A 22,031-nucleotide genomic window follows, 5' to 3' on the forward strand; every position below is an offset into this window, starting at 1 on the left:
TAGCTTGCGTTTACCCAGGAAGTAGCCCTGTGGAACCCGTCACAGGCTCCGCTGGGCCACCCAGGAGGCGTGCAGATCGGCGTACACGCCCGGCTCGGCGACGAGCTCGGCGTGCGAGCCGCGCTGCACGATCCGCCCCGCGTCGAAGACGATCACCTCGTCCGCCGCCTCGGCCGTGGACAGCCGGTGCGCGATCGAGATCGCCGTGCGGCCCCGCGTCACGCCGTCCAGCGCCCGCTGGATCCGCACCTCGGTGGCGGGATCCACGGCGGAGGTCGCCTCGTCCAGGACGAGCAGGTCCGGGTCGGCGATGTAGGCGCGGGCCAGCGCGACGAGCTGCCGCTCGCCCGCCGACAGCGACTCGCCCCGCTGCCCGACCGGGGTGGCGAGGCCCTCGGGGAGGCCGTCCAGCCAGTCGGCGAGGCCCAGCTCGGTCAGCGCGAGGACGAGGTCCTCGTCGGAGGCGTCCGGGCGCCCGTACCGGATGTTGTCGGCGAGCGAGGCGTCGAACAGGAATCCGTCCTGCGGCACCATGACGATCCGCTCGCGCAGCGACGAGAACCGGACGCGGTCCAGCGGCACGCCGTCCACGAGGACGCGGCCCGACACCGGGTCCATGAGCCGGGTGAGGAGCTTGGCGAACGTCGTCTTGCCCGACCCGGTCTGCCCGACGATCGCGATGCGGCTGCGCGGCGCGATGCCGGCGCTCACCTCGTGCAGGACGGGCGGGCCGCCCGGGTAGGCGAACCCCACCGACTCGAACCGCACCTCGATGGGGCCGCGCGGCAGCGTCTCGCCGGCCTCGCCCGGGTCGGCGACGTCGGGGACGGTGTCCAGCACGCCGAGCACCCGGCGCCACCCCGCGATCGCGTTCTGCGCTTCGTTCAGGACCTCCGTGGCGGTCTGCATCGGGCTGACGAACAGCGTGACCAGGAAAAGGAACGCCACGAGCCGTCCGGCCGACAACTCCCCGGCGACGCCGAGCAGCGTCCCGGCGATGACGACGGCGCCGGTGGCGAGCGCCGCCACCAGCTCGCTGACCGGGAACGTGAGCGCGACCATCGCCTGCGCCCGCGTCTGCGCCGACCGGTAGGACTCCACCGTCTCGTCCACCCGCCGGCCGGTGCGCTCCTCCGAGGCGTAGGCGCGGATCACCGGGGCGCCCACGACCGACTCGCTGACCGCCGCCAGCAGGTCGCCCATCCGCTCCCGCACCCGCATGTACGCCCTCGACAGGATCCGCTGGAAGCGGCGCAGCGCGAACGCCAGCGGCACGAACGCCACCCACACCAGAAGCGCCAGCGGCCACGAGTAGACGACCATCAGCACGCTCGCCACGACCAGCTGCCCGATCGACACGATGAACATCAGCCCGCCCGACTGCATGAACTGGCTGATCTGGTCGACGTCGCCGGTCACCCGCGACACCAGCGCGCCCCGCCGCTCCCCGCTCTGGGTGAGCATCGACAGGTCGTGGACATGCCGGAACGCCCGCACCCGCAGCGACGCCAGGCCGCCCTCGGACGTCCTGTACAGCCGCACGTTCATCAGGTACGCGCACACGGCCGTCACCAGGACGGCCCCCGCGCACAGCAGCACCGCCGTCCGGATGAAGGCCAGGTCGGGGCCGTCCGGGCGGCCGAGGCCCTTGTCGATCGTCTGCTGGACGGCGACGGGCACCACCACGCGCCCGGCCGTCGACACCAGCGCGAGCGCCAGCGTCCCGGCCAGGCCGGCCCGGAACTCCGGGGTCAGCCGCAGCCCGCGCCGCAGCGTGCTGATCGCGCCCTCCGCCGCGGTGTCGCTCAGTCCCGGCGCGCTTCTCTGCTTCGAGCCCGCCGTGTCGGTCACCGTCGTCATGCCATGGCCTCCTCGCCGCCCTCGACCGCTTCCTGCTCCGCCTCGGCCCGCTCGTAGGCGTTGACGAGGTTGCGGTAGCCCTCCGAGCCGTCCAGCAGCCCGGCGTGGGTGCCGCGCGCGATGACGCGGCCGTGCTCCATGTAGACGACCTCGTCGGCGAGCGCGATCGTGGCCTTGCGGTAGGCGACGACCACGACGGTCGCGCCGCCGGCCTGCTCCGCCTGCGACTCCCGCAGGCTCTGCAGGATGCGCGCCTCGACCTGCGGGTCGACGCTGGACGTCGCGTCGTCCAGGACGAGCAGCCGGGGCCGCCGCACCAGCGCCCGCGCCAGCGCGAGCCGCTGGCGCTGGCCGCCCGACAGCGTCGCCCCGCGCTCGCCCACCCGCGTGTCGAGCCCGTCGGCGAGGGCCGCGACGAACCCCTCGGCCTGGGCGAGCCGCAGCGCCTCCCAGACCCGCTCGTCCGGCACGTCGAGGCCGAGCGTCACGTTGCCGCGCACGGTGTCGTCGAACAGGAACGTCTGCTGCGGGACCAGGGCCGCCGTCGCCGCGACCCCGCCGCGCTCCACGTCCCGCAGGTCGACGCCGTCCAGCAGGACGGACCCGTCGGCCGGGTCGACCAGCCGGACGAGCAGCGAGGTGAGCGTGGACTTGCCCGAACCGGTCGGACCGACGACCGCGATCGTCCGGCCGGGCGCCGCCGCGAAGGAGACGTCGTGCAGGACGCGGCGCCGCGCGCCCTCGCCGCCGCCCGCCGCCTCGTAGGCGAACCTGACCTCCCGGACCTGGAGCTCGGCCGCCGCGCCGCCGGAACCGTCCAGCGAGCCGTCCCCGAACGGCAGCGACCCCGTCGCGTCCAGGACGCCGCGGACCCGCTTCCACCCGACGACGCTGCGCGGCACCTCGCCCAGCACCCAGCCCAGCGCCCGGATCGGCCACGACAGCAGCGTGAACAGGTAGGCGACGTTCACCAGGTCGCCCGGCGACATCGCGCCCGAATCCAGCCGGATCGACCCGATCAGCAGGACGGCCAGCACCCCGAGGTTCGGCAGCGCCTCCAGCACCGGGTCGAACAGCCCGCGGATGCGGCCGACCGCGATGTTGGCGTCCCGCAGATCCCGCGCCCGCTCGGCGAACCGCTCCGTCTCCGCCGCCTCCCTGCCGAGGGTCTTGACCACGAGGCCGCCCTCGAAGCTCTCGTGCGCGACCTCGCTGACCTCCGCGCGCAGCTGCTGCGCGCGGGTCGCCACCGGCGACAGCCGCCGCTGGTACACCACGTTGATGAGGGCGACGGCGGGGAACACCAGGAACCCGACCCCGGCCACGACCACGTCGGTGACCAGGATCGACACCGCCGCGATCAGCAGCATGAACACGACGCCGACCGCCATCGGCAGCGGCGCGATCGGCGCCCACACCGCCTCGACGTCGGCGTTGGCGTTCGACAGCAGCTGCCCGGTCGGGTGCCGGTGGTGCCACGCCAGCGGGAGCCGCAGGTACTGCCTGGTCACCGCGCGGCGGTAGGACGCCTGGAGCCGGTACTGCATGAGGCCCGCGTAGAACCGGCGTCCCGCGACGCCGAGCGCCTTCAGCAGCGCCACCGCCATGATCAGGGCGGCTGCCCCCGCCAGCGCCCCGGCGGTCGTGTGCCCGGACTCGAACGCCGGCAGCACCACGTGGCCGGTCGCCCAGCCCAGCACCTGCGCGGTCCCCACGGTCATCGCCGCGTACAGGGCGCTCGCCAGCACCGACAGCGCGAACACCCGCGGCTCGGCCTTCACCGCCACCCACAGGACGCCCATGCCCTCCCTCAGGACAGGCGGGCTGACGCGTCTGGACGCAGGTGGCACGGCGACTCCTCGATCACGGCGGCGCCCCGAAAATGCCCCCTTGCGACCGCGGCTGGGGGTTTGTGGGGCTGGATATTGCCTACCATCCGGCCGGAGCGCTTATTCCCGGCCGCCCCGCCGCGGCCTACGATCGGTCGATGAGCACGCCCGACGACGGCCCCCCGCCGTCCGCCCCGAAGCAGGCTGGTTCCGGCCCGGCGGACCCCGGCCCGGCGGACCCCGGCCCGGTCCGCCGCGAACGGCTGCTGCTCGCCGCGGCCCTCGCGGAGGCCGGACCGGAGGCGACCACCGAGTGCGCGGGCTGGGACGCCCGCGACCTGGCCGCCCATCTGGTCGTCCGCGAGGGGCGCCCCGACGCCGCCCCTGGGATCCTGCTGCCCCCGCTGGCCTTCTACACCGAGCGGGTGCGGCGGCGGACGGCCCGCGCCGTTCCGTTCGAACGGCTGGTGGAACGGTTTGCGCAGGGTCCGCCGAAGTTCTCCCCCTACGCCCTTCCCGGAGTCGACAAAAACGCGAACGCCGTCGAGTTCTTTGTTCACCACGAGGACGTCCGGCGGGCACGTCCCGACTGGGAGCCCCGCGACATCTCGCCGGAACTAGAGGAACTACTCTGGCGAAGGATAAAAATTGCCCGCTTTGTCCTAAGAAAAGTTCAGGTCGAGGTCACCTTCGTCCGGCCCGACGGCCGCGCCGCCCGGGTGTCCGGCGGCGGTCGAGGAGCCGTGCGCGTGCACGGCCCGGTAGGCGAACTCGTCCTGTGGGCACTGGGCCGCCGGGACGTCGCGAAGGTCCGCCTCACCGGTGCCACGGACGCTGTCAAGACCCTGACCGAGACGGGTTGGAGTCTTTAACGGGCAGGTAACGGCACGGTTCGCCGAGAGGAGAAACGCAAGTCTTGCGGCTCCTCCGCTTTACGCGGAACCGGTGATACGGTGGGGCGGTCGGTTGCAGTCGTGGTTCTCGATCGTTCAGGCGCCCGCGAACTGATGGCAGCGGGCGTTTTGGCTTTTCCGGGACCGTACCGGGGGCGAGGGCGTTCCGCAGCGACCGCACGGGCCCGCGAGGTGTGGGCCCAGGTTTTGCCGCAAGGAGAAAGACATGCCCCAGCAGGGCACCGTGAAGTGGTTCAACGCCGAGAAGGGCTTCGGCTTCATCGCCGTGGACGGCGGCGGGCCGGACGTCTTCGTGCACTACTCGGCCATCCAGAGTTCCGGCTACCGCAGCCTGGACGAGAACCAGCGTGTTCAGTTCGAGGTGACGCAGGGTAACCGGGGCCCGCAGGCCGACCAGGTCGTCCCCCTGTAACGCCCGCCAGCCGTACGTGGCAGAGCCCGCCCCCCACCGCCAGGGGGAGGCGGGCTCTGTTTAATTGCGTTCTTCTCCTTCTTCGGGCCTGGCGGCCCTCCATCGTCGATGAACGCGGGCGATCGCTGGCATCGCTTCGTCTCGCCTTGCGGCTCGCTTCGCGATCAGGTTCTTGCTTCGCTCGAACCTGCCTTTGGACGCGATCGCCGGTCCTCAGCTTGTTGCGTGGTTGCTCCGCCGGTTGAGGTGGTGCGTGCCTGTGCGGCTGGGGTCGCCCTTTGGGCCTTCGGCCCTGGGGCTTGTGTGTGGTGGGGGTGCTGGTTCGCTTCGTCTCGCCTTGCGGCTCGCTTCGCGGTTCGGTTCTCGCAGGCTCGAACCTCTCTTGGTGCGGTCGTCGGCCTTCGGGTTGTTGCGTGGTTGCTCCGCCGGTTGAGGTGGTGCGCGTCTGTGCGGCTGGGGTCGTCCTTTGGGCCTTCGGCCCTGGGGCTTGCGGGGTGGGGCGGGGGTGGGGGTTGGGGGTGCTGCAATAAACTCGGGCGCATGTCCGTGGGAACGTCTGAATTGGCCCCTTTGATCGCTGCGCGGGCCGTCTCGTGACGCCTGGGCGTGAACGTGGGTTGACGGCGGTGCTGTGTGCCGCGGGGGCGGGGCTTGCGCTGCTTGCGGCTGGACGTACCTGGGCCACCGTTCGGGCGCAGGACGCCATCACGCCGTTCACCCAGCAGCTGACCGGCGGCGACCTCGGGGGTGCGGCCGGTGCGCTTGGGTGGGCCGGGCTGGCCGGGCTTGCCGCGCTGCTGGCGACCCGTGGGCGGGTGCGTTCGGGTGTCGGCGTCCTCATCGCGCTGTTCGGCGTCGGGATCGCCTATGCGTCGACCGCGGCTGTTCAGCGGTCCAGTGTGCTGGCGGCCGCCGGGGACAAGAGCGCCTTGCTGAGGCTCGGCGCGCATCCCGTGCTGGATGTGAACCTTTGGTGGCTGGTCTCGGTCACCGGTGGGGTCGTCCTTGCTGTGGGCGGGATCCTTACCGCCGCGCGGGGGGCGCGTTGGCCTGGCATGTCGGCCCGCTACGAGCGCAGTGCCCCGCGCAAGGCGGCGGAGGACGACCCGTCCGCGCTGTGGAAGTCGCTCGACCGAGGCGAGGACCCGACCGCGCACGAGCGGTCGTGAGCGGCGACGGTGGCGGGGTCGTGCTCGTGATCGAGCACGACCCCGCCGTCGCCGAGCTGGAGCGCCGCTACCTCGCCAGGGAGGGCTTCGACGTCGAGATCGAGGCCGACCCCGCGCGGGCGCCCGCCGCCCGGCGCCGGCGCCCCGACGTCGTCGTCCTGGACCTGTCCACCTCCGCGCTGCCCGTCGACCTGTACCGGCGCGTCGCCGACGCCGTCCGGCCCGCCCCCGTCGTCGCCGTCACCGGCCCCCTCGACCAGGCGATCGCGCATGCCCTCGGCGACCACCGCGTGGAGCGGCCCTTCGGGCCCCGCGTCCTCGTCGCCGCCGTCGCCGAGGCCCTGCGCGACGGCGGCCCCGCCCAGGCGCCCGGCCCGCTGCGCGCCGGCCGCATCGCCCTCCAGCCCCGCGACCGGGCGGCCGTCGTCGGCGACCGCCGCGTCGCCCTCACCGTCACCGAGTTCGACCTCCTCGAATTCCTGATGGCCAACCCCGGCCGCGTCTTCACCCGCGAGCAGCTGCTCGACGCCGCGTGGGGGCCGGGAGCAGGCGCCGGGAGCCGCACCGTCGACGTCCACGTCGCCCAGTTGCGGGCCAAACTCGGCGAGGGCAGCCCCATCAGGACGGTGCGCGGCGTCGGCTACGTCCTGGACGCCTAGGGTGGACGGCGTGACTCGCGTATCCGTCGCCGATCGGGCGCGCTCGCGGGCGTTCGTGCCGCACGCGGCGGTGCTGGCCGGGGTCGTCGGCGGGGTCCTGGTGATCGCGTTCCGGGCGGATCCCAACGAGCCGGGGCACTACCCGGGGTGCCCCTTCCTGGCGCTGACCGGTTTCTACTGCCCCGGGTGCGGGATGACGCGGCTCGTCTACGCGCTGGCGCACGGGCAGGTGGGCACCGCGTTCGGCCTCAATCCGCTGCTCTTCGTCCTGCTGCCGGTCTTCGGGTACCTGTACGCGCGGTGGACGGTCCGGACCGCGCAGGGCCTGCCCATGGGGTCGGCCCTGTTCAAGCCGGCCGTCGCGTATTCGTTCGTCGGCCTTCTCTTCGTCTACTGGGTCGCGCGCAACCTGCCGTTCGCGCACGTGCTCGCGCCCTGACACGCGCGGCCCGGCCGGCTTGGAGCCCGGACGGCCCTCCCGGGTGCGGGACGCGTCGGAGGGGGCGGCTACGATCGGTGCACGGAACGACCTGAAATAGGGGGCCTGCGACCTTGAGCGTTTTGGACGAGATCATCGAGGGCGTCCGGGCCGATCTCGCCGACAGGCAGCGCGAGGTCCCGCTCGACGCCCTCAAGGAGCGGGCGGCGAAGGCCCCGGCCCCCCGGGACGCGCTCCGCGCGCTGCGCGGGCAGGGCGTCTCGGTCATCGCCGAGGTCAAGCGCAGCAGCCCGTCCAAGGGCGCGCTCGCCGCGATCGCCGACCCCGCCGCGCTCGCCCGCGACTACGAGGCCGGCGGCGCCAAGGTGATCAGCGTGCTGACCGAGCGGCGCCGGTTCGGCGGCAGCCTGGCCGACCTCGCCGAGGTCCGCGCCAACGTCGACGTCGCCCTCCTGCGCAAGGACTTCATCGTCACCTCCTACCAGCTGTGGGAGGCGCGGGCCGCGGGCGCCGACATGGCGCTGCTGATCGTCGCCGCGCTGGAGCAGGACGCGCTGGTCTCGCTGGTCGAGCGCGCCGGGTCGATCGGGCTCCTCCCGCTCGTCGAGGTGCACACCGAGGAGGAGGCCGCCCGCGCGGTCGACGCGGGCGCCAAGGTCATCGGCGTGAACGCCCGCGACCTGCGCACGCTGCAGGTCGACCGCGGCGTGTTCGCCCGGGTCGCGCCCCTCATCCCCAAGGACGTCGTGAAGGTCGCCGAGTCCGGCGTGCGGGGCCCGCACGACCTGCTCGCCTACGCCTCCAGCGGCGCCGACGCGGTGCTGGTCGGGGAGAGCCTCGTGATCGGCAAGGACCCGCGCGCCGCGGTCGCCGACCTCGTCGCCGCCGGCGCCCACCCGGCGCTGCGGCAGAGCGGCTGAGATACTCCCGCGACGAGTGGATAGGGTTACGGGCATGCAGGTCGAACCGCTCCGGGAGCGATGGCGGGGCTAGTCCAGGACCCCAGTGACCGGATCAGCTTCTCCACGACAGGACGCGTTTTCTCATGACCATGGACACCGCCGCGCGCGGTGCTGGAGCCGTGCCCGACGCCACGGGCCACTTCGGCCGATTCGGCGGGCGGTTCGCCCCCGAAGCCCTGATGGCGGCCCTGGACGAGCTCGCCCGCGAGTTCGAGACCGCCAAGAACGACCCCGCCTTCACCGCCGAGCTGGAGGACCTCCTCGCCAACTACGCGGGCCGTCCCAGCCTGCTGACGGAGGCCGCGCGCTTCTCCGAGCACGCGGGGGCCCGGGTGCTGCTCAAGCGCGAGGACCTCAACCACACCGGCTCCCACAAGATCAACAATGTGCTCGGCCAGGCACTCCTCACCCGGCGGATGGGCAAGACCCGCGTGATCGCCGAGACCGGCGCCGGCCAGCACGGCGTCGCCACCGCCACCGCCGCGGCCCTGCTCGGCCTGACCTGCACCGTCTACATGGGCGAGGTCGACACCGAGCGGCAGGCCCTCAACGTCGCCCGGATGCGGATGCTCGGCGCCGAGGTGATCCCCGTGCGGACCGGCAGCCGCACCCTGAAGGACGCCTGCAACGAGGCGTTCCGCGACTGGGTCGCCAGCGTCGACGACACCCACTACTGCATCGGCTCCGTGATGGGCCCGCACCCGTTCCCGCTGATGGTCCGCGACTTCCAGCGCGTCATCGGCGTCGAGGCCAGGCGGCAGTGCGTGGAGATGACCGGCGCCCTCCCGGACGCGGTGGTCGCCTGCGTCGGCGGCGGCTCCAACGCGATCGGCACCTTCCACGCCTTCGTCGGCGACGAGTCCGTCCGGCTGATCGGGTTCGAGGCGGGCGGCGACGGCGTCGCCACCGGCAGGCACGCCGCGACCCTCGTCGGCGGCTCCCTCGGCGTCATCCACGGCATGCGGACCTACCTGCTGCAGGACGACGACGGCCAGACCCTCGAAACCCACTCGATCTCCGCCGGGCTCGACTATCCCGGCGTCGGCCCCGAGCACTCGTGGCTGCACGACACCGGCCGCGCCGAGTACCGCGAGATCACCGACGCCGAGGCGATGGAGGCGTTCGCGCTCCTGTGCCGCACCGAGGGCATCATCCCGGCGATCGAGTCCGCGCACGCGCTCGCCGGCGCGCTCAAGGTCGGCAAGGAACTCGGCCCGGACGCCACGATCGTCGTCTGCCTGTCCGGACGGGGCGACAAGGACATGCACACGGCCGCCACCTTCTTCGGCCTGATGCCCGAGGGAGAGAACGCGTGAGCGTCCAGACCGCCTACGACAAGGCCAAGGCCGACGGGCGCGCCGCTCTCGTCGGGTACCTGCCCGCCGGGTTCCCCAGCTACGAGGGCGCCGTGGAGGCGGCCAGGACGATGGTGGACGCGGGCTGCGACGTCATCGAGATCGGCCTGCCCTACACCGACCCGATGATGGACGGCCCCACCATCCAGGACGCCGTCCACCGGGCGCTCGTCGGCGGCGTCCGCGTCGCCGACGTGTTCCGCACGGTCGAGGCCGTCGCCGGCACCGGCGTCCCCGTCCTCGTCATGACGTACTGGAACCCCGTCGACCACTACGGCGTCGACCGGTTCGCCCGCGACCTCGCCTCCGCCGGCGGATCCGGCCTGATCACGCCCGACCTCACGCCCGAGGAGGGCGGGCCGTGGCTGGAGGCCTCCGACGCCCACGGCCTCGACCGGGTCTTCCTCGTCGCGCTCAGCTCCACCGACGAGCGCATCGAGACGATCACCCGGGCGTGCCGCGGGTTCGTCTACGCGGCCTCGCTGATGGGCGTCACCGGCGCCCGCTCCGCCCTCGACACCGGCGCCACGCGCCTGGTCGAGCGGACCCGCGCCGTCCTGGACAAGGCCGGCGCGGCCCTGCCGGTCGGCCTCGGCCTCGGCGTCGGCACCGGCGCCCAGGCCGCCGAGGTCGCCGGGTTCGCCGACGGCGTGATCGTCGGGTCGGCGTTCATCCGCCGCCTGCTGGACGCCCCCGACCTGGCCTCCGGCCTCGCCGGGGTGCGGGCGCTCACCGAGGAGCTCGCCGCCGGCGTCCGGCACGGCCGCTGATCATTCCGGACAGCCCCGGGCGTCCGCGCGGGACCGGCGAAACCCGGCCGCGCGCGGACGTCGCGGCAGGTCGCGGGAACTCACCGCGCCCTCGCCCGAGTTGAAGGCTTGTGGGGCCGCCCACAGCCAATAGGGTGTGGTCGCCGGCACAGGCGGTCCCGGGAGGATCACGATGACGCAAGAGATGACGGTGAAGAGCCGGGCCGGGGCCGCGGGGCAGCCGCTGCCCCCCGCGTGGCTCCAGATCACGGCGTGGGTGCTGACCCTCGCCGGGTTCGGCATCTCCGTGTACCTCACGATCTCGCACTACGACGAGGGCGCCCTGGTGTGCTCGGCGTCCAGGACGGTGGACTGCCACGCCGTCACCACCAGCGAGTACTCCACCCTGGCGGGCATCCCGATGCCCCTGTACGGCCTCGCGTTCTTCGTGGCGTTCGCCGCGCTGATGACGCCGTGGGCGCTGCGGTCGACCTGGCCGCCGCTGCGCTGGGGACGGGTCGCGTCCGTCGCGGTGGGCGTGCTGTTCGTGGTGTACCTGGTCACCGTGGAGCTGGCGCTCCTGCACAAGATCTGCCTGTGGTGCACCGGCGTCCACGCCGTCACCGTCCTGCTGTTCCTCCTTGTTCTGGCCGACGAATTCCGGCGAATCGGCCAGGTCGACTAGTCTCGCCGTAGCGCGCCGCACGGTGCCGGCGCGGGTCCGCACGCTGAGGAGAACCAATGAGCAAGGCCGCACGAGAGCGGTCCGCGAGGGAGCGCCTGGCCGCCGAGCGCAAGCGGCAGGCGGCGCGGGAGAAGCAGCGGCGGCTGCTCGCCATCGTCCTCGGGTCGGTGGTGGCTGTGGCGGTGATCGTGGTCGCGACCGTCCTCGTCATCGACCAGAAGAACAAGAACGGCCGGGCCGAGGTGCACAAGGGCGCGCTCGCCCCCGTCAGCCGGCAGGCCGACGGCTCCGTCCTGATGGCGCAGGCCGGGGTGAGCAAGCCGGAGCTGGAGATCTTCGAGGACTTCCAGTGCCCGATCTGCAAGCAGTTCGAGGCGGCCACCGGCAAGACCGTCGAGCAGCTCGCCCAGCAGGGCAAGGTCAAGGTCGTCTACCGGCCGTTCCACCTGTTCGGACAGCAGAAGGACCCCGTCCGGATCAACTCGCTGCGCTCGGCCGAGGCGGCGCTGTGCGTCCCCGCCGCCCAGTGGGTCTCCTACCACGACGCGCTCTTCAAGTTCCAGCCCCCCGAGGGCGAGGAGGGCTTCTCGCCCGACGACCTCGTCAAGTGGGGCAAGGACGTCGGCGTCACCGACGCGAACTTCGAGAAGTGCGTGCGGGACGAGCAGAAGAAGTCCACGGTCGACGCGATGACCAAGTACGCCCTGCAGGACCGCGGCGTCCAGGGCACGCCGAGCGTCTTCCTGAACGGCAAGCAGCTCGACCAGTCGCAGTTCATGAACCCCGCCGGCCTGCGGGCCGCGATCGACTCGGCGGCCGCCGCCAGCAAGTGACCGGCCGCGTCCGGGACGCCTGAACGACGAAGCGCCACGCCGCGCCGCCCCCTGCCGGGACGGCGCGGCGTGGCGCTTTCCACTGCCCGGCAGGTCCGCGCCCGCTACTCTCGTAGACGCTCACCAACACGCAGCGTGGCGATCGGGGGATCGATGAGCGAGCAGGGCAGGGAACCGTCCGCACGCGAGCGGCTCGCAGGCGATCGGGCGCGGGCCGCGGCCCGGTTGCGGCGCCGGCGGGCGCTGCTCGTCGTCGTCGGCGCCCTCGCCGTGGCGGCGGTTGCGGTCGTGGTGGTCGTCGTCGCGCTCTCCCGCGACGGCGGGGGGCCGCTGCGGAACTCCTACAAGGGGGCGCTGGCGCCCGCCGCCCACCAGCAGGACGGGTCGGTGGCCATGGCGCAGCCGGGAGTCGCCGCGCCGGTCCTGGACGTGTGGGAGGACTTCCAGTGCCCCGCCTGCAAGGCGATGGAGGACCGGGTCGGCGCGACGATGAAGGAGCTCGCCGCGCAGGGCAAGGTCAAGGTCGTCTACCGGCCGTTCCAGCTCTTCCAGCAGGACCCGCTGATGTCCAACTCCCGGCGGGCCGCGAACGCGGCCGCCTGCATGCCCGCCGACCACTGGGTCGCCTACCACGACAAGCTCTATGCCGAGCAGCCGCCCGAGGGCGACACCGGCTTCTCCACCCGGGACCTCGTCGCGTGGGGCGGGCAGCTGGGGGTCGGCGACCCGTCCTTCGCCGCCTGCGTCCGCGGCGACCAGAAGATCAAGACGGTGAACCAGGCGAGCGCCCTGGCCGGCCGGGCGGGCGTCGACGCGACCCCGTACCTCGCGCTGAACGGCAAGAAGGTCGGCAACGACGCGCTGGCCTCGCCGAACGACCTCAGGAAGGCCGTCGCGGACGCGGGCGGCGGCGCGCCCGTCCCGGGGAGCACGCAGTCCAGCGGCACGGCGGGCGGCGCCGGCGCGGGGGCGGCGAAGATGACGATCTCGTCGCGGTCCTAGAGGAGGCGCGCGCTGTGCCCCGGAGACGGTAACGTCAACGGTCATGCACCCGGTCGCCTACATACCGAGTCCCTCGCAGGGCGTCTGGCACCTCGGCCCCGTGCCGCTGCGCGCCTACGCCATCATGATCATCCTTGGCATCGTCGCCGCGGTCTGGCTGGGCGAGCGCCGCTGGGCCGCCAAGGGCGGCACCCCGGGCGTGATCATCGACGTGGCCGTGTGGGCGGTGCCGTTCGGCCTGGTCGGCGGGCGGCTCTACCACGTGGTCACCGACTACCAGCGCTACTTCGGGGAGGACGGCGACCCGGTCCGGGCGCTGGAGATCTGGAAGGGCGGCCTCGGCATCTGGGGCGCCGTCGCGCTCGGCGCGGTCGGCGCGATCATCGGCTGCCGGCGGCGCGGGATCTCGGTGCTGGCGCTCGGCGACGCGGTGGCCCCCGGCATCGCGCTCGCGCAGGCGATCGGCCGCTGGGGCAACTACTGGAACCAGGAGCTGTACGGCCGCCCGCTGGACACCTTCTGGGCACTGAAGATCGATGAGAACCACCGGCCGATGCTGGACGGCGGGCCCGGCCTCGACCCCAAGTACGCCGACGTCGCCACCTACCACCCGACGTTCCTGTACGAGTCGCTTTGGTGCGTCGGCGTCGCGATCCTGGTGATCTGGGCCGACCGCCGCTACAAGCTCACGCACGGCCGCGCGTTCGCTCTTTATGTCGCCGCCTACACGGTCGGGCGCGGCTGGGTCGAGGCGCTGCGCATCGACGACGCCCACCACGTCCTCGGCCTGAGGCTCAACGACTGGACGTCCATCATCGTCTTCGTCGGCGCGGTCGCCTACCTGTACCTGGCCCGCGGCCGCACCGGCCCGGAGAACGTCGGAACCCCGGCCACCGCCGCCGGCCCGTCCGACGGCGTCCCCGTCACGGAGGAACCCGCGGCGAAGACCGGGGCGCCGGACGACACCACCGCCGAAGCCGCTGCGGAGCATGCGGACGAGGAACCGGCCGCGGAGCCCGCGACGCAGGTCGAGGCGGCGCGGGACGAAGCGGCGGAGGACGAGGCGGCCGAGGACCAGGCGGCGGAGGACGAGGTGACCGAGGCACAGGCCCCGGAGACCGGGGAGCCTGCCGCGGAGTCCGGAGAGCCGGAGGCGAACGCCGCCGAGGAGCCCGAGCCTGTGGCCGAGACCGCGGCGGAGGCTCCGGCGCCGGACGCGAAGGCCGACGAGGCCGACGAGCCGGTCGAGCCGGAGAGCGCGACCGAGCCGGAGAGCGCGACCGAACCCGAGCCCGAACCCGAGCCCGAGGCCGAGCCCGAGGCCGAGCCCGAGGCCCCCGCCGCGGAGGCGGCGGAGGAGGCCGGGAAGAATGAGGCTGACGGTGCCGCCGCCCACGACCGGGCGGAGAAGGGGGAGCCCGTCAAGGACGGGAAGTAGGAATCGGGAACGGTGTCCGACACAGGGGAAAAGCAAGGCGTGCGGCCGGAGCAGCACCACCAGCACCGGGACGTCACCGGCGGCTGGCTGAGGCCCGCGGTGTTCGGTGCGATGGACGGGCTGGTCTCCAACTTCGCCCTGATCGCCGGGGTCGCGGGCGGCCAGGCGACCCAGAAGGTCGTGCTGCTGGCGGGCCTCGCGGGCCTGGCGGCGGGCGCGTTCTCGATGGCGGCGGGGGAGTACATCTCGGTCGCCTCCCAGTCGGAGCTGGCGGAGGCGGAGATCGAGGTGGAGCGGCTGGAGCTGGCCCGCCACCCGGTGGCCGAGCAGCGGGAGCTGGCCGAGGTCTTCGAGGCGCGCGGCGTCGACCCCGAGACGGCCGCCGAGGTCGCGCGGCAGCTGTCCCGCGACCCCGACGAGGCCCTGGAGGTCCACACCCGGGAGGAGCTCGGGGTGACGCCCGGCGACCTGCCCTCGCCCGTCCTGGCGGCGGGCTCGTCGTTTCTGTCGTTCGCGGTCGGCGCGCTGCTGCCGGTGCTGCCGTACCTGCTGGGCGCGACCAGCCTGTGGCCCGCGGCGGGCATCGCGGCGCTCGGGCTCTTCTGCGCCGGGGCGGTGGTGTCGAGGATCACGGCTCGCGCGTGGTGGTTCGGCGGGTCGCGGCAGCTGCTGTTCGGCGCCGCCGCGGCGTTGATCACCTACGGGTTCGGCGCGCTGATCGGCAGTAACGGGCTGTAGCTCCAAGGAATCTGGGCGAAACACCCTTTTGGGCGCGCGAGGGGGACCCGGACCGCTAAGCTCCGGGGCTGTGATCGAGGCTTCTGACACCGGTTCCGCCGAGGCCGCAGAGGGCCGCCGGCGGGACTTCTGGCCGGAGGACAAGTCCGGCCGCAAGCTCCCCAGTCCGAAGCTGCTGCTGGGCGCGGCCGCCGCGCTGGTCGCGGTGATCGTCGCGGTGGTCGCGGTGGTCCTGCTGACCGGCGGGGGCGACGAGGCGAAGCCGCAGCAGCGGGCGGTGCCGACCGCCTACGCGCCGGACTACCTCGGCGAGGGCTTCGCCAAGCTCGCGTCCCGCTCGAAGGACGCCCGCCCGATCACCGAGGGCGAGGCGTTCTCCACCAAGACGCTGAAGTCGGGCAAGTACACGTTCACGCTGGCCGAGTCCAAGCTGGGCACCGACTGCAAGGCCGCCACCTGGGGCGGCCGGCTGCAGGGCGACCTCGCCAAGTACCAGTGCAGCCAGATCGCCCGCGCGGCCTACGTCAGCGCCGACAAGAAGCACGTCGGCCAGTTCGCCGTGATCAACCTTGCGAGCGAGGAGGGCGTCAAGCAGATCCTCCGCGACCTGGAGCCGGCGACCGGCGCCGGCTGGGTGTCCCCACTGCAGCCGAAGGACACCCCCGCCTTCGGGCCCGGGTTCACCGCCGCCTACACCAAGACCTACGGCCACTACGCCGTGGTCACCTGGGTGGCGCGGGCCGGCGGCGCGCAGCCCGCCTCGCTCAACGAGATGATCGATGTGAGCCTGGTCATCGAGAACGCGGCCGACTTCCTGTACGGGCGCCTCGACCTGGTCTCCGGCGGGAAGGCCGGGCAGTGAGCCGGCCTGGCGCGGGCGCGTCGCCCGCCGGCGGCGAGTAGTCTGCGCGGTCGTGGACCCCGATGAGCACCGCCGCGGCGGCTCGGGGCGGCCTCCGGTGAGCCGTCCGGGCCGTCGGCAGCCCGCCGCGCGCCGCACGCCGCAGTCCCGGTCGGGCGGCCCGCGCCGGACCCCGCCGCCCCGCCGCGCCGCGTCGCGCCGGGAGCGCCCCGCCCCGCCGCCTCCGCGGACGCCCTACGACGACGTCCCGTACGAGGACGCCGTCCAGGACGACGCGTTCGCGCCCGAGGACGTCCGCGCCGCCCTCCCGCCCGAGGACCCCGCGGGCGGCCAGGCCCGTTCCGGGCGGACGGAGAGGCGCGGCAAGGCCAAGCGCGGGAAGGCGAAGAGTGGGAAGGCGAAGAGCGCGGGCAGGCCCTCGGGACGTCCCCCTGCGCCGGAACGCCGGCCGGCCGCGGACCGGCGCGCGGGCGGGCCGGGCCCGAAGCTGTACTTCGGCGCGGCGGCCGTCCTGGGCGTGCTGGTGCTGCTCGGCGTCGGCGCCGTCGCCCTGAGCGGCGGCGACCCCGCCCCGAAGCCCGGGGCCGTCACCGACGCGAAGATCGGGCGTCCCGCCGGGACGGGCCCGTCGCCGACCTCCTACTCCAGTTCGCCGTCCAGCGCCGCCTACGCCGGGATCGCGGCCCGCAGTGCGGACCCCCAGCCCCTCACGGCGGGCGAGGTGTTCCCTTCCTCGGCGGCGAAGCTGCCCCTTCCGGAGGGGAAGGTCTCGGTGAAGCTGCGCGCCAAGCGGCTGGACGGCGACTGCGCCGCCGCCGTGTGGGGCGGATCGGTCGGCGAGGAGCTCGGGAAGGGCGGCTGCACGCAGGCGGCGCGCGGGATCTACTCCGACACCGAGCACGGGTACGCGCTGGCCGTGGCCGTGTTCAACCTCGCCGGGTCGGCGGACGCCGACCGGTTCGTCGCCAGGCTGGAGACCACGATCGGCGCGGGCTTCGTCCGGCCCCTGGAGGCGCCCGCCCCGCTGGACCGTTTCGGGCGGGGCTTCGGCATGGCGCGGGGCCTCGCGATGGGGCACTTCGCGGTGGTGTCGTGGACGCAGCGCCTGGACGGCAGGGGCGACGAGAAGGACGAGAACCTGCTGTCGCTGCTGATCGAGGGCGGCAAGGCCCCGGCGGTGCTCGGCCGCGCGGCGCGCGGGACCGGCTGAGTTCCGTCCGGCCGCATCCGGTCCGCTCGGGCCCGGTCCGGCCGAGGTCCGCCCCGGGTCTGGAGAAAGGCACTTTTCGGTAGGTCTTCGGCGCGGCGCCGTAAACATCGCGTACCGGTGATGATCCTCACCGAGGTCAGGGCGTTCCGCGTTCCGGTCCAGCCGGTAACCTGGTCTAAACCAATCCGAGATGGCGCACGTCCGATCGCCCCGAAGAAGTTTCGCGATCTGGTGCAGTCGGGCATGATCCCGGCAGTGATGTAATGTCATCTCACCGCAGCAGGGCCAACGTCGTCCCGTGCCGCACTGACATCAAGCAGTGACACGACGACGGGAGGGTTGATGGCTGCTGCTGCCCTCACACCTGATGGCCGTGCACCTGGCCGCCCCCAGCCGCAGGGCCTGTACGACCCGGCCAACGAGCATGACGCCTGCGGCGTCGGCATGGTCGCCGACCTGCACGGACGCAAGAGCCACGACATCGTCCAGAAGGCACTGGACGTCCTGAAGAACCTCGACCACCGTGGGGCCGTCGGCGCGGAGCCGGACGACGGCGACGGGGTCGGCATCCTCGTCCAGGTCCCGGACGCGTTCTTCCGCGAGGTCTGCGACTTCCCGCTCCCCGAGGCCGGCGGCTACGCGGCCGGCATCGCGTTCCTTCCCGCGGACGGCGACGAGCGCGCCGCCGCGGTCGCCCACGTCGAGACGCTGTGCGTGGAGGAGGGCCTGACGGTCCTCGGCTGGCGCGAACTCCCGCACGACCCCGACTTCACCGGCCCGGCCGCCCGCCGGGTCATGCCGCACTTCGCGCAGATGTTCGTCGCCCCCGCGGCCGGCGGCCCGCACGAGGGCAGGACCGGCCTGGAGCTGGACCGCGCCGTGTTCTGCATGCGCGAGCGCGCCGAGCAGGACGTGCGGGTCTACTTCCCGAGCCTGTCCAGCCGCACGATCGTCTACAAGGGAATGCTGACGACCCCGCAGCTGGAGCCGTTCTTCCCCGACCTGTCGGACCGCCGCTTCACCAGCGCGATCGCGCTGGTCCACTCGCGGTTCTCGACCAACACCTTCCCGGCCTGGGAACTGGCGCACCCGTACCGGTTCATCGCCCACAACGGCGAGATCAACACCGTGAAGGGCAACCGGAACTGGATGCGGGCCCGCGAGGCGCTGCTGAAGTCCGACCTCCTCCCCGGCGACCTCTCCCGGATCTTCCCGGTGATCGACATCGAGGCGTCCGACACCGCGTCCTTCGACGAGTGCCTGGAGCTGCTGCACCTCGGCGGCCGGTCGCTGCCGCACGCGGTGCTGATGATGATCCCGGAGGCGTGGGAGAACCACACCGAGATGGACGCCGACCGCCGGGCGTTCTACGAGTTCCACTCCACGCTGATGGAGGCGTGGGACGGCCCCGCCAGCGTCAGCTTCACCGACGGCACCGTCGTCGGAGCGGTCCTGGACCGCAACGGACTGCGCCCGGGCCGGTACTGGGTGACCGACGACGGCCTGGTCGTGCTGGCCAGCGAGGCCGGCGTGCTCGACATCCCCGCCGCCAAGGTCGTCCGCAAGGGCCGCCTGCAGCCCGGCAAGATCTTCCTTGTCGACACCGCCGCCGGGCGGATCGTCGAGGACGACGAGGTCAAGGCCGAGCTGGCCGCCGAGCACCCGTACGGGCGGTGGCTGCACGAGGGCCTGGTCCGGTTCGAGGAGCTGCCGCAGCGCGAGCGGGAGATCCCGACCCACGAGACGCTCGTCCGGCGGCAGCAGACGTTCGGCTACACCCTCGAAGAGCAGCGGATCATCCTGACGCCGATGGCGCGGACGGGCGCGGAGCCGATCGGGTCGATGGGCACCGACACCCCGATCGCGGTGCTCTCCGAGCGGCCGCGGCTGCTGTTCGACTACTTCAAGCAGCTGTTCGCGCAGGTCACGAACCCGCCGCTGGACGCGATCCGCGAGGAGCTCGTCACCTCGCTGCAGTCCACGCTCGGCCCGGAGGGCAACCTGCTGGAGCCCGGCCCGGACTCGTGCCGGCGCCTGGTGCTGCCGACCCCGATCCTGGACAACGACGAGCTGTCCAAGATCATGCACATCGACGACGAGGGGTCGCTGCCGCACCTGGCCGCGTACGTCGTACACGGCCTGTACGACGTCGCCGGCGGGGGAGAGGCCCTGCAGGCCCGCCTGGAGGAGATCAACTCCGAGGTCAGCCGGGCCATCGAGGCCGGCGCGCGGATCATCGTGCTGTCGGACCGCGGCGCCGACTCCGCCCGCGCCGCGATCCCGTCGCTGCTGCTGACCGGCGCCGTGCACCACCACCTGATCCGGGAGAAGACCCGCACCCAGGTCGGCCTGGTGATCGAGACGGGCGAGGCCCGCGAGTGCCACCACATGGCGCTGCTCATCGGGTACGGCGCGTCCGCGATCAACCCGTACCTGGCGATCGAGACCGTCGAGGACCTCGTGCGCGGCGGAGTGATCGAAGGGCCGGACCCGGCCAAGGCCGCCCGGAACCTGGTGAAGGCCTACGGCAAGGGCGTCCTGAAGGTCATGTCGAAGATGGGCGTGTCCACGGTCGCGTCCTACACCGGCGCGCAGATCTTCGAGGCGATCGGGCTCGGCGCGGACGTGGTGGCGCGGTGCTTCACCGGCACCACCTCCCGGCTCGGCGGCGTCGGCTTCGACGTGCTGGCCCGCGAGGTCGCCGAGCGGCACGCCCGCGCCTACCCGCCGGGCGGCAACGACCTGGCGCACCGGACCCTGGAGGTCGGCGGCGAGTACCAGTGGCGCCGCGAGGGCGAGCCGCACCTGTTCAACCCGGACACGGTGTTCAAGCTGCAGCACGCCACCCGCACCCGCCGCTACGAGATCTTCAAGGAGTACACCTCCAAGGTCGACTCGCAGGCCGAGGAGCTGATGACGCTCCGCGGGCTGTTCCGGCTCCGTGAGGGCGACCGGGAGCCGGTGCCGATCGAGGAGGTCGAACCGGTATCGGAGATCGTCAAGCGGTTCTCCACCGGCGCGATGTCCTACGGCTCCATCTCGGCGGAGGCGCACGAGACCCTCGCGATCGCGATGAACCGCCTCGGCGGCAAGTCCAACACCGGCGAGGGCGGCGAGGACCCGGCGCGCTTCACCCCGGACGAGAACGGCGACCTGCGGCGCAGCGCGATCAAGCAGGTGGCCTCCGGCCGGTTCGGCGTGACCTCGGAGTACCTCACCAACGCCGACGACATCCAGATCAAGATGGCGCAGGGCGCCAAGCCCGGCGAGGGCGGCCAGCTGCCCGGCCACAAGGTCTACCCGTGGATCGCCAAGACGCGGCACTCCACCCCCGGCGTCGGCCTCATCTCGCCGCCGCCGCACCACGACATCTACTCGATCGAGGACCTGGCGCAGCTCATCCACGACCTGAAGAACGCCAACCCGGCGGCGCGCGTGCACGTCAAGCTCGTCGCCGAGGTCGGGGTCGGCACGGTCGCGGCCGGGGTGTCCAAGGCGCACGCCGACGTGGTGCTCATCTCCGGGCACGACGGCGGCACGGGCGCGTCCCCGCTGACGTCGCTGAAGCACGCCGGCGCGCCGTGGGAGCTCGGCCTCGCCGAGACCCAGCAGACGCTGCTGCTGAACGGGCTGCGCGACCGCATCGTCGTGCAGACCGACGGGCAGATGAAGACCGGACGGGACGTCGTCGTCGCGGCGCTGCTCGGCGCCGAGGAGTACGGCTTCGCGACCGCGCCGCTGGTGGTGTCGGGCTGCATCATGATGCGGGTCTGCCACCTGGACACCTGCCCGGTCGGCGTCGCCACCCAGAACCCGGTGCTGCGGCAGCGGTTCTCCGGCAAGCCCGAGTTCGTGGTGAACTTCTTCGAGTTCGTGGCCGAGGAGGTCCGCGAGTACCTGGCGGCCCTCGGGTTCCGCTCCGTGGCCGAGGCGATCGGCCACGTCGAGATGATCGACACCCGGGAGGCGGTCGAGCACTGGAAGGCCGCCGGACTGGACCTGGCCCCGATCCTGCACGTCCCGGCGCGGGCGGAGGGCGCGGCCCTGCACCGGATGATCGAGCAGGACCACGGGCTGGAGAAGGCGCTGGACAACACGCTGATCCAGCTCGCCGAGGGTGCGATCTCGTTCGGCGACCAGGTGCGGCTCGAGCTGCCGATCCGCAACGTCAACCGGACGGTCGGGACCATGCTCGGCCATGAGGTGACCAAGAAGTGGGGCGGCGGCGGGCTGCCCGACGACACCATCGACGTCACCTTCACCGGCTCGGCGGGCAACTCCTTCGGCGCGTTCGTGCCGCGCGGCGTCACGCTGCGGCTGGTCGGCGACGCCAACGACTATGTCGGCAAGGGCCTGTCCGGCGGGCGCGTCATGCTGCGTCCCCCCGCGGACGCCGCGTTCGCCGCCGAGGAGCAGATCATCGGCGGCAACGTGATCCTGTACGGAGCCACGTCCGGCGAGCTGTTCGCCCGCGGGGTCGTCGGCGAGCGGTTCTGCGTCCGCAACTCCGGCGCCACCGCCGTGGTCGAGGGCGTCGGAGACCACGCCTGCGAGTACATGACCGGGGGCCGCGCGGTGATCCTCGGCCGGACGGGCCGCAACCTCGCGGCCGGCATGTCCGGCGGCATCGCCTACGTCCTGGACCTGGTGCCCGAGCGGGTCAACGGCGAGATGGTCGACCTGGAGCCGCTGGACGCCGCGGACGTGGACACCGTCCGGGCGCTGACGGAGCGGCACCTGGCCGAGACCGGCTCGGTGGTGGCCCGGCGGCTGCTGGAGGACTGGGACGGTGCCGCCGCCCGCTTCACCAAGATCATGCCGCGCGACTACCGGCGGGTCCTGGACGCGATGGCCAAGGCCGAGGCCGAGGGGCGCGACGTCGACGAGGCCGTCATGGCCGCGGCGCAGAGCTGAG

General features: G+C 73.0%; 18 protein-coding genes. 16 read left to right on the forward strand and 2 right to left on the reverse strand.

What is annotated here, in order from left to right; all coding sequences use genetic code 11:
* Nucleotides 1–39: 39 nt before the first annotated feature.
* Nucleotides 40–1,860 (reverse strand): ABC transporter ATP-binding protein, encoded by a 1,821-nt coding sequence (locus tag BJ999_RS15250; RefSeq protein ID WP_179833921.1) that lies wholly within the window; start codon nucleotides 1,858–1,860, stop codon nucleotides 40–42.
* The gene (locus tag BJ999_RS15255) at nucleotides 1,857–3,662 is read right to left on the reverse strand and encodes an ABC transporter ATP-binding protein (protein WP_179833922.1); all 1,806 of its coding nucleotides are present in this window, start codon (nucleotides 3,660–3,662) and stop codon (nucleotides 1,857–1,859) included. Before BJ999_RS15255 ends, BJ999_RS15250 begins: the two co-directional genes overlap by 4 nt.
* A 185-nt stretch (nucleotides 3,663–3,847) precedes the next feature.
* Here BJ999_RS15255 and BJ999_RS15260 point away from each other — a divergent pair, with 185 nt between their 5' ends.
* The 16 genes from BJ999_RS15260 (at nucleotide 3,848) to gltB (ending at nucleotide 22,030) form a co-directional block, all read left to right on the forward strand.
* A complete protein-coding gene (locus BJ999_RS15260) occupies nucleotides 3,848–4,561 on the forward strand; it encodes a TIGR03085 family metal-binding protein (RefSeq protein ID WP_179833923.1) in 714 nt (237 codons plus the stop codon).
* A 247-nt stretch (nucleotides 4,562–4,808) separates the two neighbouring features.
* Nucleotides 4,809–5,015 carry a cold-shock protein gene (locus BJ999_RS15265; RefSeq protein WP_030144886.1) on the forward strand — a complete coding sequence of 69 codons (207 nt, stop codon included), beginning with the start codon at nucleotides 4,809–4,811 and terminating at the stop codon, nucleotides 5,013–5,015.
* A gap of 626 nt (nucleotides 5,016–5,641) precedes the next feature.
* Complete coding sequence (locus BJ999_RS15270; protein WP_229809945.1) at nucleotides 5,642–6,184, forward strand: Trp biosynthesis-associated membrane protein; 543 nt, start codon at nucleotides 5,642–5,644, stop codon at nucleotides 6,182–6,184.
* Nucleotides 6,181–6,843 (forward strand): winged helix-turn-helix transcriptional regulator, encoded by a 663-nt coding sequence (locus BJ999_RS15275; protein ID WP_179833925.1) that lies wholly within the window; start codon nucleotides 6,181–6,183, stop codon nucleotides 6,841–6,843. Before BJ999_RS15270 ends, BJ999_RS15275 begins: the two co-directional genes overlap by 4 nt.
* Before the next feature lie 10 nt (nucleotides 6,844–6,853).
* Nucleotides 6,854–7,282, forward strand: a complete 429-nt coding sequence (locus BJ999_RS15280; protein ID WP_179833926.1) for a DUF2752 domain-containing protein — start codon at nucleotides 6,854–6,856, stop codon at nucleotides 7,280–7,282.
* A 113-nt stretch (nucleotides 7,283–7,395) separates the two neighbouring features.
* The gene (trpC, locus tag BJ999_RS15285; protein WP_179833927.1) at nucleotides 7,396–8,202 is read left to right on the forward strand and encodes an indole-3-glycerol phosphate synthase TrpC; all 807 of its coding nucleotides are present in this window, start codon (nucleotides 7,396–7,398) and stop codon (nucleotides 8,200–8,202) included.
* 125 nt (nucleotides 8,203–8,327) lie between these two features.
* A complete protein-coding gene (trpB, locus tag BJ999_RS15290; protein WP_179833928.1) occupies nucleotides 8,328–9,560 on the forward strand; it encodes a tryptophan synthase subunit beta in 1,233 nt (410 codons plus the stop codon).
* Nucleotides 9,557–10,369 (forward strand): tryptophan synthase subunit alpha, encoded by an 813-nt coding sequence (gene trpA, locus BJ999_RS15295; RefSeq protein ID WP_179833929.1) that lies wholly within the window; start codon nucleotides 9,557–9,559, stop codon nucleotides 10,367–10,369. The genes trpB and trpA overlap by 4 nt, the downstream gene beginning before the upstream one ends.
* Before the next feature lie 172 nt (nucleotides 10,370–10,541).
* A complete protein-coding gene (locus BJ999_RS15300; RefSeq protein WP_179833930.1) occupies nucleotides 10,542–11,033 on the forward strand; it encodes a vitamin K epoxide reductase family protein in 492 nt (163 codons plus the stop codon).
* A gap of 56 nt (nucleotides 11,034–11,089) precedes the next feature.
* Nucleotides 11,090–11,866 carry a DsbA family protein gene (locus BJ999_RS15305; RefSeq protein ID WP_179833931.1) on the forward strand — a complete coding sequence of 259 codons (777 nt, stop codon included), beginning with the start codon at nucleotides 11,090–11,092 and terminating at the stop codon, nucleotides 11,864–11,866.
* Nucleotides 11,867–12,001: 135 nt separating this feature from the next.
* Nucleotides 12,002–12,868, forward strand: coding sequence for a DsbA family protein (locus BJ999_RS15310; RefSeq protein ID WP_229809914.1), 867 nt, complete (start codon nucleotides 12,002–12,004; stop codon nucleotides 12,866–12,868).
* Between the two features lie 43 nt (nucleotides 12,869–12,911).
* Nucleotides 12,912–14,306, forward strand: coding sequence for a prolipoprotein diacylglyceryl transferase (gene lgt, locus BJ999_RS15315; RefSeq protein WP_179833932.1), 1,395 nt, complete (start codon nucleotides 12,912–12,914; stop codon nucleotides 14,304–14,306).
* Nucleotides 14,307–14,318: 12 nt separating this feature from the next.
* The gene (locus BJ999_RS15320) at nucleotides 14,319–15,044 is read left to right on the forward strand and encodes a VIT1/CCC1 transporter family protein (protein WP_229809915.1); all 726 of its coding nucleotides are present in this window, start codon (nucleotides 14,319–14,321) and stop codon (nucleotides 15,042–15,044) included.
* A 70-nt stretch (nucleotides 15,045–15,114) separates the two neighbouring features.
* Entirely contained in the window at nucleotides 15,115–15,906 is a 792-nt protein-coding gene (locus BJ999_RS15325) for a hypothetical protein (RefSeq protein ID WP_179833933.1), read from the forward strand.
* A gap of 52 nt (nucleotides 15,907–15,958) precedes the next feature.
* The gene (locus BJ999_RS15330; RefSeq protein WP_179833934.1) at nucleotides 15,959–17,116 is read left to right on the forward strand and encodes a hypothetical protein; all 1,158 of its coding nucleotides are present in this window, start codon (nucleotides 15,959–15,961) and stop codon (nucleotides 17,114–17,116) included.
* 342 nt (nucleotides 17,117–17,458) lie between these two features.
* Nucleotides 17,459–22,030, forward strand: a complete 4,572-nt coding sequence (gltB, locus tag BJ999_RS15335) for a glutamate synthase large subunit (protein ID WP_179833935.1) — start codon at nucleotides 17,459–17,461, stop codon at nucleotides 22,028–22,030.
* Nucleotide 22,031 lies beyond the last annotated feature (1 nt).

The organism is Actinomadura citrea, assembly GCF_013409045.1.
GTDB classification, from domain to species: Bacteria; Actinomycetota; Actinomycetes; order Streptosporangiales; family Streptosporangiaceae; genus Spirillospora; species Spirillospora citrea.

Bases quoted from the DNA above. Each gene is read 5' to 3' on its own strand.
- BJ999_RS15250 (WP_179833921.1), bottom strand. From the start codon at position 1,860: ATGACGACGGTGACCGACACGGCGGGCTCGAAGCAGAGAAGCGCGCCG.
- BJ999_RS15260 (WP_179833923.1), top strand. From the start codon at position 3,848: ATGAGCACGCCCGACGACGGCCCCCCGCCGTCCGCCCCGAAGCAGGCT.
- lgt (WP_179833932.1), top strand. From the start codon at position 12,912: ATGCACCCGGTCGCCTACATACCGAGTCCCTCGCAGGGCGTCTGGCAC.
- BJ999_RS15300 (WP_179833930.1), top strand. From the start codon at position 10,542: ATGACGCAAGAGATGACGGTGAAGAGCCGGGCCGGGGCCGCGGGGCAG.
- BJ999_RS15255 (WP_179833922.1), bottom strand. From the start codon at position 3,662: ATGGGCGTCCTGTGGGTGGCGGTGAAGGCCGAGCCGCGGGTGTTCGCG.
- gltB (WP_179833935.1), top strand. From the start codon at position 17,459: ATGGCTGCTGCTGCCCTCACACCTGATGGCCGTGCACCTGGCCGCCCC.
- trpB (WP_179833928.1), top strand. From the start codon at position 8,328: ATGACCATGGACACCGCCGCGCGCGGTGCTGGAGCCGTGCCCGACGCC.
- BJ999_RS15265 (WP_030144886.1), top strand. From the start codon at position 4,809: ATGCCCCAGCAGGGCACCGTGAAGTGGTTCAACGCCGAGAAGGGCTTC.
- BJ999_RS15305 (WP_179833931.1), top strand. From the start codon at position 11,090: ATGAGCAAGGCCGCACGAGAGCGGTCCGCGAGGGAGCGCCTGGCCGCC.